Below are 12071 nucleotides of genomic sequence, written 5' to 3' on the forward strand. Positions count from 1 at the left end.
TTTAGAAATAGATATTTAACCCCATTGTGAACATTTTATTGGGCGGATAAGCAGCGCCTTCTCCTCCGCCTCTTTCCGGATCCCAAAGCTTGAATGGGCTAAATGTAAGAAGGTTTACACCTGATAGATATACCCTCAGGTCGCTCACATAAAATTTTTCGATCAGATTCCGAGGCAGAGTGTAACCCACTTCTGCATTTTTCAACCGCAAGAAGCTGGCGTCATGCATTCTATAGGTAGATTGTCTGTTGTTATTCTGGTTACTCTGAGTATCTAGCCGGGGATATTTCGCGCTCGGATCGGGATTATCCTCTGTCCAGCGGTGAATATAAACATCTTTGTTAATGGAAGCACGGGATAAACTTCCCGATGAAAATCCATATATTGAACCTCCACCGACAAAAAGCGAAGTACGCCCGATCCCTTGAAAAAATACGGAACAATCGAACCCCCTCCATTGGGCGGTCATCCCGAATCCGTAATTGATTTGGGGTACATCTGGATAGCCGATAGCAATTTCATCAGAAGGATCTACAACACCATCCCCGTTCACGTCCAAGTATTTGATATCCCCTACACGTACCACCCCGAAAGATTGCGTAGGACTATTGTCTATCTCTTCCTGGCTTTCAAACAACCCTAAAGCTACCAATCCGAAAGGTTGCTGATAAGGCTTACCTATACGATTCCGGTATGTATAGTTCCAGTTAGGTTCATCATTGTCTATCATCGTATTTTTTGTATAGGTAAAGTTTGCCAATCCAGTTAAACTGACGGTTCCTACTTCTCTGTTAAAACTCAGGGTTCCATCGAATCCCTGATTTTTCATTTTTCCGATATTGACATAAGGCATCGTTGTTAAACCTACCAACCCGGCAAGTCCTCCTCTTTGCATAAATATACCTTCCCGATTTTCGTGAAAATAGTCACCTTCAATCTTTAGTGATTTGAACAGGGATATCTCCGCACCGACATTAAATTTATAAGCCGTTTCCCAGCTCACGTAAGGATTGGGTGGGTATTCGAGGCGAAGACGGCGATTAGATTCTTGTCCGGTACTACCAAATGCATAATTGTTATCTTCGCTAATAATTGTTTCTTCATAAATAAACCTGCGGTTTCCACCAATCTGGTCGTTTCCTACTAATCCGTAAGAAGATTTTAGTTTGAATATATCAACGACATGACTGATAGGGTGCCAAAAATCTTCGTTGGAAACCAAATAGCCAACAGCACCCGCGGGAAAAAATCCGAAACGATGTCCTGGAGCGAAGTTTTCACTGCCGTTATATCCCATATTGACCTCAGCAAAATAAGTATCCTTAAAACTGTAAGTTAACCTGCCGGCAATACCTTGATTACGGTAAGGCAGGCTTCCTAAACCTGTATCTGCATTCAATTGGTTCAACTGTTTCTGGTTATATAGCAGTAAACCTCCAACACGGTGCTTACCGGCAAAGAGTTTATCGTAAGTTATGGAGCCTTCTAAATAATAAGTTCTTCTCCCATTGAGGATCCGTTCGTATCCTAAAGCTTCTTGTCCCGGATGTGTTTCATTATACTCTAACTCTCCATTTTCATCACGGCCTGTCGCCAACCATTGCTGCACTTCAATGCCCCTAGTAATGGTACCGGAGTTATAAGCATCCCACGAAAATTTAATGTTTGCTTTTAATCCCGGGGTAATAAGGCTCCCGAAATCCTGCGTAACACCAACTAGTGCTTGAGCTGAATTCCAATAATCGTTGGCATAGCCTGAGTACATCAATAGATTGTACGGATTGAATCCGGAACCTTGTTGCGGCCCGGAAAAACGGCCATCGGAATAGCGAGCGGGAAAAGCGTTTGGGGAAGTGGAGAAAGCATAACTCCAAATATCATCCATTGCGTGACCGGGGCGAAGCCTTTTCTCGTATACATTTGCCAGATTCGCGTTTAATACCGTAGTTGGCGTTACATTAATATCGATATTCGCCCTGAAATTCACTTTGCTATAGTTTAATGCAGAGTTATAAGTATTGTTCTGCTCTGTCTGGAAGATTGATCCTTCATCGTACAAAGAACCGGCAATGTAATAACGGGCAATGCTACCGCCACCGGAAACATTCATATTAAGGCGAGTATTGTGCGCATAATCGTTATATAATGATTTAATCCAGTTGACATTGGGATAGAGATCCGGGTCAGAATGAGTCCGGTACTTCTCAATAACGTCAGGTGTGTAATAATTGCTATTCGACGCTTCATTGTACATTTCTGCGAACTCCGCGGAATTTACCATTTTAGGCATGCTAGTCGGACCGGTAAGTCCTCGTTCGATACGAAAGTTAATTCGGGGCTTTCCTTCTTGGCCTTTTCGAGTAGTGATAATAATTACGCCGTTAGCCCCACGCACGCCATACACAGCAGTTGCTGTAGCATCTTTCAATATTGAAAACGATTCGATATCCTCTGGATCCACCAAATCTAGAGAGCGCTCTATTCCGTCAACAAGTACAAGAGGATTCTTATTTTCTCCAAAAGTAGAAATGCCTCTTATATAAAATTCTGAGCCAGCTCCGGGTTCTCCTGAACGGGTTACGGAAACTACGCCTGCCAATCTTCCTGCTAATATATTGCTAATTTTACTCGTCGGAACCTTTAATTGGTCAACATTGATGCTACTAATGGCTCCAATCACACTTTCTTTTCTTTGTGTTCCATAACCCACAACCACAACCTCTTCGAGAGATTCTTCAGATGAAGATAATTTTATAACACCTAGGTCTGTTTTATCTCCGACTTCTATTTCTATACTCTCATATCCTAAATAAGAAATAGCCAATACCGTAGAAATGCCTGATACGGTTATAGTAAAAACTCCATCCACATCAGTTATCACTCCTTGTGTAGAGTTTTTTATCCATACGCTTGCTCCGATGATAGGATCATTTGTATTGGCATCAATTAATAGTCCTTTTACAATTCGGGATTGTTGTTGTACCATCTTATTGATAGGTTCTGAAGTTTTGACTAAAACCGTATGTTCTCGAAAAGACACATCATAATCCGCAAAGATTTCTTTTATGATCGTTTCAATATTTTTATTTTGAGCATTTACTGAAATAATGCGGTTTACGTTAACATCATTGTTATTATAAACGAATTTATAATGGGTTGCTTTTTCAATAGCTTTGATCGCATCAATCACTTTCACGTTAGTAAGTTTCAAAGCCTCCATTTCTTCCTGCCCAAATGCTTTTGCAGACATTGTTGTAAAAAGCAAGAGCATAGAAACGAGAACAATAATTTTAGTGAGAGGATAAAAACCTCCTATCCTTCGTTGATATATACATTTCATTCTTTTAGTGTTTTAATACATATTTATTTTTTGTTTTATCATCAAATATCTTCTGTTAGTTGAGAATATACGGGCAGTTTCAACATATTTTCAGAAGTCAGCCATTTCGATTAAAAGTCTTTCCAACGGCGTCGTTCATAGTACCGGCTATTATGGAAAGAATACACAACTTACGGTTCTTTATCTTTCATAGGCAAAATAATTATTGTTGATGAATTTTCGTTATTACTATTTTGTTCTTTCCATGCAAAAGGCGCAATAACCTGCAAGGTATTCAGAATCTCTTCTTTCGTCTCGGAATCCACTGTAAATGAAACGGGGGTTTGCAACAAAGCCGGATCGGTACATTCGATCGCAATGCCATACCATTTCTCGAGTTGTGTAAATACATGCCTTAAGGGTGTATTTTGAAATACTAAGCGGTCGTTGATCCAGCCGGTAAAATTAGCCGGATCTACCGATTTCAATTCTACATTGCCCGATGCCTTGTCATAAGAAACCATTTGACCGGGACGAAGGAGTATTTCTTTTTCCGTCTTAGGCGTCGTCAATTGAATACAACCGGATTTTAGAACCGTTTCGGCCGAGGCCTCATCGCTATAATTGGTAATGGTAAACTCGGTTCCCATTACTTTTATAGTGATATCGGATGCTTTTACCGTAAAAGGATGTTTCTTGTCGGGAGTGACATCGAAATACGCCTCGCCGGTTATATGCACATTTCTATCGTGGAGAAACTTTTTGCGATATTCCAACGTACTGTTTTTATTAAGCCAAACGACGGAACCATCTGGTAAGACAATCTCTTTTTTCTGATTAAAAGTCACTTCGGTCAAAAGCGGATCATCGAGAGAGGGGACTACGAAGAAATGCATGATCGACAGCAACAAAAGGACAGCTGCCACCGCAGAAATACGGTAAACGATCTTGTGCATTTTTCTTTTGCGGCGAAGGAGTAGTTGTTGAAACCGCATATAATGTTCTGAAGCCGATCGTTCATTTTGTAATCGAATAATAGTCTGCTCCCATGTTTTTGCCATACGAATGAAATGGCGCTCATTCTCTTTCGAAGTGCTAACCCATCTATCAAGCACCTCTTTTTCGTGAATGTCGATCTCATTATCCAGATACTTCACAATGAGCAGATCCATATTTTCCGAGGAATCCTCTTTCATTTCTTATGCTTTACTTTACATCGTTTACAAGTTTACACGAATGACAATAAGAATACCCTACCCGAAAAGAGTGTATTTAACAATTGATTTAAGAAAATCGTTTAGTTGCAAGAGGTTTCAACTAGGAATATGTCTAATTGAAAAAAATTACTACCATCCTCTGTATAAGAAATATAAAAGAATAATCCAAAGAGGGAAATAGCCTTTTTCTTCTAAAGCGGATTTAATATCTTTGAGGGCCTTCGTTATATGTTTTTCAACCGCCTTGGGTGTGATACCAAGTATCTCGGCAATTTGAGCATTTTTCATTCCCTTTTCACGGCTCAATAGGAATACTTCCCTACATTTCGGAGGGAGCGATGCTATCGCAGTCTCAATGACCTCTTCCATATCCCGAACATCTAAATTCTCCTCAGAGGTAAAGATATTAAAAAAGACTTCGTCTAAGTGAGTATCAAAATGGGAGAAAGAGATATTATTCGTCTCCGAGGATCTTAAATAATCAATACTTTTATGATAGGTAAGCGTATAGAGATATGGCTTTGGAGAAGCCATCAGATCAATAGACCTTCGTTGCTTCCAAAATTCCAGAAATACATCTTGAACAATATCTTCCGCTGCTGCTTCTTTTGATACTATCCGAAGGGCATAATAAAAAAGCACCTTGAAATATTTCTTATATGCTATTTCAAAATATTCGTTATTCATTTTATAAAAAACAAACTTAAATAAAAAAGTCGAGATTTTATACACGAGCAAATAAAAATCAAGGCCACAGCGTTCTATAAGTAATTAACGTGCTCTAGGCACAAAGTTTAATTTAAAAACATAACATTATGAGAACAGTCTGCGGCCTTGACATCCACAAAGATAGCATATTCATGTGTATTCTGGACGAACAGGGCAAAAAAAGTGAAAGGAAGTTTGGAGTTTCCACCCGTGAGATTAAAGGGTTGTGCAATACGCTCAAGTCCCATTACGTGAGTGAAGTTTGCATGGAGAGTACCGGCATTTACTGGAAACCGGTCTGGCATTTGCTCGAGAAGGATTTCCGGATGTACCTTGTCAATCCCCAGTTCCTCAAACAACTTCCCGGGCGCAAGAGCGATGTGAAGGATGCCCAATGGATTGCCACGGCCCTGTTGAAAGGACTGGTGCGGAACAGTTTTGTCCCTGACTCGATGATCCAGCAACTACGCCTGTACGGTCGCCGCATTAACGAGTTAAACAAGGATATCATACGCTGTGAACAACGCGTCGACATGATCCTTCAAAGCTGTAATATCCGCATCAGCAACTATGTCTCCAACATAGACGGCAAAAGTTACCAAAAAGTCGTGGGCGCCCTGCTCGAAGGGGAACGCTCGGCAGATAAGCTGGTCAAGCTCATACACGGCAGGACCCTGAACAAGCATGGCCGCGACACGGTGCGTGATTCCCTCGAAGGTTACGTCCAACAGGCCGATATCGATTTGCTCAAACAATACATGGAGGCTTTAAAGATGCACCAGGCACAGAAACAGACATGCCTTATTGAAATGGTCAAGTTATGCAAAAAGCATTATGACAGGGCATTCACGCTGTTGCAAAGCATCCCGGCCATCAAGGAGCAGTCGGCCGCCATCATCATCTCCGAGATAGGAACCGACATGACCCTGTTCGCCACTGCGGCCGCCCTGGTTTCATGGGCGGGGCTCAGGCCCCGCAACGATGAAAGTGCGGGAAAGATCAAAAGCCGGAAAATCACGCACGGAAACAAATATCTGCGTAAAGCTTTAATGGAAGCGGCATGGGGAGCATCAAGGACACGGGGATCAATATTCTACAACAAGTTCTGGCGGTTGAGGCAACGGGGCAAGAAGCAGCAGAAGTGTACCGTAGCCATAGCACGCCACCTGCTGGTCATTATCTGGTCACTGCTCTCCAGGGATGAATATTTTGACAAGGAATACATGCAGAAACTCAGCACTGGAGTTGCCTGAATAACTGTCACAAAGAAATAACGGGTTCCTTGTAAAGTCCCTATATTTGTGGTGGATACATTACCCCGTTTTGCAAACTGACTCTCGCAGGGAATCACTTTTGGACACGAGCAAGAGACCTAAGAGTTCGAAGAGGAAATTAATGTTTTTGATGGAAGCCCCAAAGCATTCATCCCGATTGGTATGCTCTTAATCAACAAATATATACCTTCTCAAGACACTTCCGCATACTTTTTTATTCGATTTATAGAGGAAATATACGGGAATAATTTGTCCTTTTTATAAATTTGACCGGAGATAATTTTTGCTTTCATACGGTTGCACCCGTTTTGCGTTTAACTATCGCCAAAGTCTCGATAGCATCCTTGGCGATACTTTTAGCCAATTCTGTATTACGCTCCTGCTCCCAATATCTTACGAACATAGTCATCAGAGTTTTTGTATTTTCGGGCTAAAGCGGAAATTTTCAAATCTTTGATTTCTGTACTGGTAAAAGTTTTTGTCGTCATAATCAAGACTATTTATATTATTTTTTATCTTTGTCGTAAACAACAAGACAAAGTAAATCGAGATTGTTGATATTCCCAAATATAAGCACAAGAAATATGATATATTTTTCGAAAAACTTGCGATTTTTTCGAGAGAAACGAAAGATGACTCAAGGAGAGTTAGCAAAGTTATTAGAGTTAAGATCTAACTCTATATCTAATTATGAAAAAGGCGTTAGCCAACCGGATTATAGCATATTGAAGCGCATAGTAGATATTTATGAAGTCTCGGCTCATGACATTTTGTATTCAGACATGGAAACAATAGAAACAAGGGATGAAGAGTCGAGAATCTTGACATCATCAGATAAAACCATAAAAGGACTGATAGAAAAACTCTGTGATCTATCTGCTGAAAATGCTTTATTAAAGAAAGAGAACGAAAAATTAAAAGAAAGACACTAAAAACAAAAGTTTTTCTAATAATCCTCTATTTTTTGGTCGCTGAACCGAAAAGACGCAAAGCCCGTAACACGCAGATATTTTTGATTTCAAAATATTTTTCAGATGGGAAACGGTTTTGGGTTCCGGTCATGAAAATTTTTTCAAGACCTCCTTTCCTAATAATTTCGCCTTTTCCACCGATATAGCATCCTCGGCATCAATAGAGTATTGGGACGTATCGGGAAGAATAAGCTCCGTCCCTTGCGGAACACGGTTAGGATTGGAGATGCGTTCCCTATTTTCGAGGTAGATATACACCCAGAATTCTTTATTGCCGAATTGATCTAAAGCAAGCAACCGTAGCGTTTGACCTTCATTTAAGATGGCTTTCTTTACGACTTTCTTTTCCGCTACGGTGGAATGTCGTTTCCTCACCGAATCGGAAGATTCTTTCGGAGCAATTACCTGCAACGCGTGATCGAGCGAGCGCTCAGCAGGGCGAGGAACGACTTCGCTTTTCAGCTTTTTCGAGGAGTTGAAAAAAAAAGACTTGCAGAAGCAATTATCATTCCAGCCACAATAGGTATCCAAATTAATCGTTTTTTACTACCCCCCTTCTTCGGCCTAAGATTGGAAGAAGAGGTAAGGATATCAGGCACCTGTGAAGGCATTTCAGAAATAGAGGGAGGAATGGAAGCATCTTCTACAATATATTCCGGAGATTTAGCCGAAACAGCTTCTTGTTCGGGTTCCGTAGGAATCGCATTCTCCTGCGCCGTTTCAATCCGGAAGATTGTACTCCTCCATGAAGTTTGAGATTCCTCCCCTTTGAGGACTTCAGGAATATCTTTGAACTCGACTCCTTCTTTAAGCACCGTCGGCTCAAAATAGCGAAAAAGCGCATTCACCGAATCCGTTACCGTTTCATCCGGTATAAAATCCATTTTATAATATACGACATTGGAGGATTGCGTATCCGAAAGAGTCTCCGCATCCTCAGCCGCCGATATTTTCGAAAGTTTGAACGTTCCCAAGTCATTCACTTTCACTTCCCCCTCTTTCAATAAGCCCTCGGAAAGTACGCCGAACAACTGCTCCAGAAATTGCTCGCACTCTTCATGCGAAAAGGTTGCGTTTTTACTGCGGATGAAAGCAATGATATCTTTCATAAATACTATTTCATTCATACCCATCAACTTTAAATATCCTGTGAAAGCCACAGGATTTCATTCTTCGGACTTTTCGATAATACGTTTTTCCCATTGAGGCGCAGGCTTAAACCCCACCTCTACATGAGGTGGCATAAGATGCCGTTCACCCGATTCAGGATCTCTCAAAATATACTCGGAATTTTTTCGAGGTTGAAAAATACCAAAATTCTCTATAACAACCTGCGTATTTTCAGCCAGCTTTTCAGTCAGAAAACGAACCGTCAAAGACACCATTTCGGAAACTTTTTCTTCCGGGATATTAAGGTCCTGAGCCACTTCATTTATTAACGTTTCATTATCCATCTTTCGTAAAAGTTATTGAATAGTCCCCAATAAATCAAACGGAAGCGCATCCGTTATCTTCACATTATAAAAATTTCCGATAGTCAGTACATTATCCTTTCCGATAAGCACTTCCCCGTCGACTTCCGGCGAATCGAACTCGGTACGCCCGACATAATACTCCGGGTCTTCACGATCAATAATCACTTTCATCGTCTTGCCGACCTTGGAAGTATTCACCGACATCGATATTCCTTCCTGCACACCCATTAGCACATTCATCCGCTCCTGTTTTATTTCGGCGGGAACGTCATCGGTATAATGGGTATCGTTATACGTATCCTCTTCATGTGAATACGGAAAAGCGCCTAAACGCTCGAAGCGAGTATCCCGTACAAATTCGAGGAGTTCCTGAAAATCGTCCTCTTCTTCGCCCGGATGCCCCACCATCATAGTGGTCCGCAAATGAATGCCCGGCACTTCCTCCCGAAAACGGCGGATAAGATCGATGGTTTGCTCTTTAGAGATATTTCGCCGCATCTTTTTAAGCATACGGTTACTGATATGTTGCAACGCAATATCAAGATAGCTGCACACATTTTCCCGTTCGCGTATCACCGGAAGCAAATCTACCGGAAAGTGTGCGGGATAAGCGTAATGCAGCCGGATCCATTCCACGCCCGGAATATCGGAAGCCCGCGCAACCAACTCCGGTAGCTTCATCGACCGATATAAATCCAATCCGTAATAGGTAATATCTTGCGCGATGAATTGAAACTCTTTCACGCCCTGCTTTACCAAACGCCGCATCTCCTCTTCAATCTCCTCCATGGGACGGGAAGCGTATTTTCCAGTAATGAGCGGGATGGAACAATAGGAACACGTACGATCGCACCCTTCCGCGATTTTGATATAAGCATAATGCGGCGGGGTGGAAAGAGAACGGTCAAATTCCAACTCTTTATAATAAGATTTCCCCAAGTCGGCGATCAGGTTTTTCCAGGCAAACTTACCGTAGAACTTATCGACCTCGGGAATTTCTTCCTGCAACTCTTCCATATATCGCTGCGAAAGACATCCCATCACAAAAAGCTTTTTGAGTTTATTATGCTTTTTCGCGTCGGCAAACGATAGAATCATATTAATCGATTCCTCTTTGGCATCGCCGATAAAGCCGCACGTATTAATAACGGCTATTTCGCCCCGGGGAGTCTCCGGATCGTGTTCGATCGTATATCCGTTTGCGACGAGTTGCCGCATCAGTAATTCGGAATCGACCAGATTTTTCGAACATCCAAGAGTTATGACATCAATTCTATTTTTCATCTTTTCGCTTGATAGATTGTCGGGATTATTCGCCGAATAGCGAATCCACAAACTCTTTCCTACGGAATACTTGCAAATCTTCTATGCCTTCGCCTAACCCGATATATTTCACCGGAATTTTAAACTGATCGGATATGCCAATTACCACCCCCCCTTTTGCCGTTCCATCGAGTTTCGTCACGGCAAGCGCCGTCACCTCGGTGGCAGCGGTAAATTGTTTTGCTTGTTCAAAAGCATTTTGCCCGGTAGAACCGTCTAACACCAGCAATACTTCATGGGGAGTACCGGGAATGACCTTGCTCATCACGTTTTTTATCTTGGTCAGTTCATTCATTAAATTCACTTTATTATGTAAGCGTCCGGCCGTATCGATAATCACCACATCGGCGTTATTCGCTTTGGCGGAATTGAGCGTATCGAAAGCCACCGAAGCAGGATCGGCACCCATTTTTTGTTTGATGACCGGCACCCCTACCCGTTGCCCCCAAATATCGAGCTGCTCAACCGCCGCAGCCCGGAAAGTATCGGCCGCGCCCAAATAAACGGATAATCCTTTTGCTTTAAATTGATGAGCCAGTTTCCCGATCGTCGTCGTTTTACCCACACCGTTTACCCCGACGACCATCATCACATAGGGCTTCTTGTCTTCAGGCACCGTGAACTCGGCCACATCATCCGAATTGTTTTCGGTAAGCAATGCGGCGATTTCCTCCCGCAACATCGACGTGAGCTCACCGGCATTGACATATTTATCTTTAGCCACGCGCTCTTCAATACGGTCGATAATCTTCAAGGTCGTATCCACTCCCACATCCGAAGTGACTAATACCTCTTCGAGCTCATCGAGCACCTCGTCGTCGACTTTCGACTTTCCGGCAACAGCACGCGTAAGCTTCGAAAAAATACTTTCTTTCGTCTTCTCGAGTCCTTTATCTAATGTCTCTTTCTTTCCTTTGGAAAACAGGTCAAAAAACCCCATACAGCAGATCTATTTAAATAATAATTCTTTTTTCAGTTCGCATGCTACAAAGCTACAAAATAGTCAATAAAAAACTTCCCCACACAGAAGCGCAGGGAAGTTTTTAAATATCTTTAACTGATTTATTTCGAGAAATAATTTTTTACTTGATCATTCAGGATCATTTCTTCTCTAAAAGTATATGCTCCTGTTTTGGGCGACTTCACCATTTTAATCACTTTCGTATGGCTACGGCCTGTTGTTGTGTCTTTATCGCGGAATCCGGCGACTGCTTTCTTTGCCATAATCTATGCTATTTATTTAATTTCTTTATGAACGGTCATTTTCTTCAGGATCGGATTGTACTTTTTCAATTCGAGCCTTTCGGTTGTATTCTTTCTATTCTTGGTCGTAATATACCTCGACGTACCGGGGAGACCACTTTCTTTATGCTCCGTGCATTCCAGAATCACCTGCACTCTGTTTCCTTTTGCTTTTTTCGCCATTTTATCGCCTCCTGTATGTTATGCGTTTAAATATCCTTTAGACGCAGCTTGTTTCAATGCAGCATCCAGTCCTACCTTATTGATCGTACGAAGGCCCGAAGCCGAAACATTCAAACTGATCCAACAATCTTCTTCTACCCAATAGAATTTTTTACGAAACAAATTCACATTAAATCTGCGCTTTGTTTTTCTATTGGAATGCGATACGTTGTTCCCAACCATCGCTTTCTTTCCAGTTATTTGACAAATCTTAGACATCGCTATATTGTATTTTCTATTTTACTTACATCTGGTGTATCAGAACTTTTCCGACAAATTAGGGCGCAAAAATAGCTATATAATTTCAAATAACCAAAGTT

At 41.7% G+C, this 12071-nt stretch carries 13 protein-coding genes; 2 read left to right on the forward strand and 11 right to left on the reverse strand.

The features are described from left to right. Position 1 precedes the first annotated feature (1 nt). From ABNK31_RS13320 to ABNK31_RS13330, 3 genes are all read right to left on the reverse strand, one after another. Positions 2-3340 carry a SusC/RagA family TonB-linked outer membrane protein gene (locus ABNK31_RS13320; protein WP_418892987.1) on the reverse strand — a complete coding sequence of 1113 codons (3339 nt, stop codon included), beginning with the start codon at positions 3338-3340 and terminating at the stop codon, positions 2-4. A gap of 170 nt (positions 3341-3510) precedes the next feature. Continuing rightward, positions 3511-4515 (reverse strand): FecR family protein, encoded by a 1005-nt coding sequence (locus ABNK31_RS13325; protein ID WP_418892988.1) that lies wholly within the window; start codon positions 4513-4515, stop codon positions 3511-3513. A 150-nt stretch (positions 4516-4665) separates the two neighbouring features. Next, positions 4666-5223: an RNA polymerase sigma-70 factor gene (locus ABNK31_RS13330; RefSeq protein ID WP_418892989.1), complete on the reverse strand. Its 558-nt coding sequence runs from the start codon at positions 5221-5223 to the stop codon at positions 4666-4668. A gap of 128 nt (positions 5224-5351) precedes the next feature. Between ABNK31_RS13330 and ABNK31_RS13335 the strand changes: the two genes are divergently transcribed. Then, positions 5352-6497 (forward strand): IS110 family transposase, encoded by a 1146-nt coding sequence (locus ABNK31_RS13335; RefSeq protein ID WP_418892990.1) that lies wholly within the window; start codon positions 5352-5354, stop codon positions 6495-6497. 605 nt (positions 6498-7102) lie between these two features. Then, the gene (locus tag ABNK31_RS13340) at positions 7103-7450 is read left to right on the forward strand and encodes a helix-turn-helix transcriptional regulator (protein WP_418892991.1); all 348 of its coding nucleotides are present in this window, start codon (positions 7103-7105) and stop codon (positions 7448-7450) included. Between the two features lie 126 nt (positions 7451-7576). Here ABNK31_RS13340 and ABNK31_RS13345 read toward each other — a convergent pair whose 3' ends face one another. The 8 genes from ABNK31_RS13345 to rpmB form a co-directional block, all read right to left on the reverse strand. Further along, entirely contained in the window at positions 7577-8020 is a 444-nt protein-coding gene (locus ABNK31_RS13345) for a hypothetical protein (protein WP_418892992.1), read from the reverse strand. After that, positions 7948-8616, reverse strand: a complete 669-nt coding sequence (locus tag ABNK31_RS13350) for an HU family DNA-binding protein (protein ID WP_418892993.1) — start codon at positions 8614-8616, stop codon at positions 7948-7950. The genes ABNK31_RS13345 and ABNK31_RS13350 overlap by 73 nt, the downstream gene beginning before the upstream one ends. Before the next feature lie 39 nt (positions 8617-8655). After that, positions 8656-8943 carry an HU family DNA-binding protein gene (locus ABNK31_RS13355; RefSeq protein ID WP_418892994.1) on the reverse strand — a complete coding sequence of 96 codons (288 nt, stop codon included), beginning with the start codon at positions 8941-8943 and terminating at the stop codon, positions 8656-8658. A 12-nt stretch (positions 8944-8955) separates the two neighbouring features. Beyond that, on the reverse strand, positions 8956-10248 hold the full coding sequence (gene rimO / locus ABNK31_RS13360; protein WP_418892995.1) for a 30S ribosomal protein S12 methylthiotransferase RimO: 1293 nt from the start codon (positions 10246-10248) through the stop codon (positions 8956-8958). A 25-nt stretch (positions 10249-10273) separates the two neighbouring features. After that, a complete protein-coding gene (ftsY, locus tag ABNK31_RS13365) occupies positions 10274-11227 on the reverse strand; it encodes a signal recognition particle-docking protein FtsY (protein WP_418892996.1) in 954 nt (317 codons plus the stop codon). 122 nt (positions 11228-11349) lie between these two features. Continuing rightward, on the reverse strand, positions 11350-11511 hold the full coding sequence (locus ABNK31_RS13370; protein ID WP_418892997.1) for a DUF4295 domain-containing protein: 162 nt from the start codon (positions 11509-11511) through the stop codon (positions 11350-11352). Positions 11512-11523: 12 nt separating this feature from the next. Then, positions 11524-11712: a 50S ribosomal protein L33 gene (gene rpmG / locus ABNK31_RS13375; RefSeq protein WP_418892998.1), complete on the reverse strand. Its 189-nt coding sequence runs from the start codon at positions 11710-11712 to the stop codon at positions 11524-11526. An 18-nt stretch (positions 11713-11730) separates the two neighbouring features. Then, complete coding sequence (gene rpmB, locus ABNK31_RS13380; RefSeq protein ID WP_418892999.1) at positions 11731-11970, reverse strand: 50S ribosomal protein L28; 240 nt, start codon at positions 11968-11970, stop codon at positions 11731-11733. Positions 11971-12071 lie beyond the last annotated feature (101 nt).

It is taken from the genome of Limibacterium fermenti (assembly GCF_041902845.1).
GTDB classification, from domain to species: domain Bacteria; phylum Bacteroidota; class Bacteroidia; order Bacteroidales; family Dysgonomonadaceae; genus Limibacterium; species Limibacterium fermenti.

Excerpts from the sequence above, each read along its gene's own strand:
- ABNK31_RS13320 (WP_418892987.1), bottom strand. The coding sequence starts at position 3,340 with ATGAAATGTATATATCAACGAAGGATAGGAGGTTTTTATCCTCTCACT.
- ABNK31_RS13325 (WP_418892988.1), bottom strand. The coding sequence starts at position 4,515 with ATGAAAGAGGATTCCTCGGAAAATATGGATCTGCTCATTGTGAAGTAT.
- ABNK31_RS13330 (WP_418892989.1), bottom strand. The coding sequence starts at position 5,223 with ATGAATAACGAATATTTTGAAATAGCATATAAGAAATATTTCAAGGTG.
- ABNK31_RS13335 (WP_418892990.1), top strand. The coding sequence starts at position 5,352 with ATGAGAACAGTCTGCGGCCTTGACATCCACAAAGATAGCATATTCATG.
- ABNK31_RS13340 (WP_418892991.1), top strand. The coding sequence starts at position 7,103 with ATGATATATTTTTCGAAAAACTTGCGATTTTTTCGAGAGAAACGAAAG.
- ABNK31_RS13350 (WP_418892993.1), bottom strand. The coding sequence starts at position 8,616 with ATGAATGAAATAGTATTTATGAAAGATATCATTGCTTTCATCCGCAGT.
- ABNK31_RS13355 (WP_418892994.1), bottom strand. The coding sequence starts at position 8,943 with ATGGATAATGAAACGTTAATAAATGAAGTGGCTCAGGACCTTAATATC.
- rimO (WP_418892995.1), bottom strand. The coding sequence starts at position 10,248 with ATGAAAAATAGAATTGATGTCATAACTCTTGGATGTTCGAAAAATCTG.
- ftsY (WP_418892996.1), bottom strand. The coding sequence starts at position 11,227 with ATGGGGTTTTTTGACCTGTTTTCCAAAGGAAAGAAAGAGACATTAGAT.
- ABNK31_RS13370 (WP_418892997.1), bottom strand. The coding sequence starts at position 11,511 with ATGGCAAAGAAAGCAGTCGCCGGATTCCGCGATAAAGACACAACAACA.
- rpmG (WP_418892998.1), bottom strand. The coding sequence starts at position 11,712 with ATGGCGAAAAAAGCAAAAGGAAACAGAGTGCAGGTGATTCTGGAATGC.
- rpmB (WP_418892999.1), bottom strand. The coding sequence starts at position 11,970 with ATGTCTAAGATTTGTCAAATAACTGGAAAGAAAGCGATGGTTGGGAAC.